The 1,715-nt window shown below is 60.7% G+C and carries 2 protein-coding genes and 1 pseudogene; 1 reads left to right on the top strand and 2 read right to left on the bottom strand.

Annotated elements, in window-relative coordinates; genetic code table 11:
* Positions 1-413 (top strand): NAD(P)/FAD-dependent oxidoreductase (locus tag BG52_RS10210; RefSeq protein ID WP_036667208.1); only part of this gene is annotated, 413 nt, incomplete at its 5' end.
* A gap of 21 nt (positions 414-434) precedes the next feature.
* Here the strand turns inward: BG52_RS10210 and BG52_RS10205 are convergent.
* Both BG52_RS10205 and BG52_RS10200 read right to left on the bottom strand, forming a co-directional pair.
* Positions 435-845, bottom strand: a complete 411-nt coding sequence (locus BG52_RS10205) for a hypothetical protein (protein WP_036585882.1) — start codon at positions 843-845, stop codon at positions 435-437.
* A 53-nt stretch (positions 846-898) separates the two neighbouring features.
* Positions 899-1,715, bottom strand: a pseudogene (locus tag BG52_RS10200) (hypothetical protein); the annotation flags it as partial.

The following is a 1,715-nucleotide window of genomic DNA, read 5'->3' as shown; positions in this document are numbered from 1 at the left end:
CCACGATGAGGCTTGCCAAAGACGAGCCGAAAAAAACGGTCAAGAACGTGCTGCGCCCGGTGCTTCAGGAGCGGCTGCTGATGTTTCTGCTGCGAATGGCCGGCCTGCAGACCGAGGTTACGTACGACAACATCCCCAAGCAGGGATGGCGTGCCTTAACGGACCTCATGAAGGGTCTGCCGGTCCGCGTGAACGGTACGCTGTCGCTGGAGGAAGCGTTCGTCACCGGCGGCGGCGTTGCCTTGAAGGATGTCGAACCGAAGACGATGGAGTCCAAGCTGACGCGGGGATTGTATTTTTGCGGGGAGCTGCTCGACATTCACGGGTACACGGGCGGCTACAACATCACCGCCGCGTTCTCGACCGGCTACACGGCGGGCGGGAGCGCGGCGGCGGCGGTTCGCGAACAATGAACAAACGTCAAAGCGCATACGCTACGCTTTGACGTCTCCCGGGAAGAAATCCAACGATCCGTCCGGGTCGAACAACCCGTCGGTATCGTCGTCGTTTCGGTTTCGTTTGCCGTCATCGCCGAGCTCGCCGGATGCTTCCATATAGAGGTCCGGCAGGTCTTCATTGACGGTATGGGCCGGAATCGGGATCGCATCCATATCGTAAGCGGACTCGATTACCGCTTCATTATCCATCGCGGCTTGGCCGCACAGCTGGCCGCCGTGCGCCATTGTGACTTCAAGTGCGGACGTAAGGTCGCCGCGTTCCAAATGGATATGTACATGATCGCCATTCCGAACAGGCGAATAACCAAGCTCGTGAAGCGTTGCAAACGCCATGGCGGCGTCATGCTGATCCGCAAATGCGAACTGCACGGCATGATTGGGATTCATAAAGGAAGGACCGCCTCTCTGGATAGTGTATGGCCTTCTTTATTTTACCCCAATTACATGAAAATCATGCTCGCCCCGCCGCCCTCGCGGTCTCCGCCCGCGCACCGCCAGGCTTTCGTCGCGCCGCCGTCGATGCGGACGCCGCCGAGCCACCGCTCCGCATAACGGCCGTCGCGAAGCAGGTCCGCCTGCCCTGCCAGCACCCGCGTGCCGTAAGCGGCCATGATAACCAGCCACATATCAAAGTCCGGAGGCCCGACAGACTTGAAGCTCGGCAACGGCTGATCGCCTTGAATAACCAGCATGCCCGCCGATTCCATCCGCTTCAGATAGCTCCAATACGACAGATCGCCGAGCCCATAGATCGGATAAGCCTCCCCGATCCGCCGGAAAAGCTCGTCCGGTCTGGCCGGTCCCTGGCATAGCAGCGACAGGGTCTCCCGCTCCACCGCGCCAAGCCCGTTGCGGATCGACGGAAACCTGCGCAGATGGAAGCACATCGCCCGCACCAGAATCCGGGCCGTTTCACTAGGCACCCGCTTCACAAGCCATTTCTCCAGCAGCTGCGGTTCGATGGAGGCGAAACATTGCCAAGCTTCCGCGCCGAATGCCGCATCGTCGTCTCCGACAGCCTTGCGGAGCGGCCACAGCGTCTTCAACCGTTCGGGCGACAATTCGCCGAGACCGCGAAAATCCTGGCCGGGCTGAGCGGAGAGGACGATCCACTCGAGCCTGCCCACAGGGGCCCCCGCCGTTTTGCGCCGATGAAACCAATTAAGCAAGGAAGCAAGCATCGTCTGGTCGAATAAATCGTTTTCGAACCAGAGCACGATCGGCTCCTCCGCATCCGCGGCTGCCGTCAGTCGGCCG

The sequence above is a fragment of the Paenibacillus darwinianus genome (assembly GCF_000598065.1).
GTDB lineage: Bacteria > Bacillota > Bacilli > Paenibacillales > Paenibacillaceae > Paenibacillus_I > Paenibacillus_I darwinianus.
Note: the sequence above shows the minus strand (reverse complement) of the source record. Positions and strands in the feature narration are given on the sequence as shown.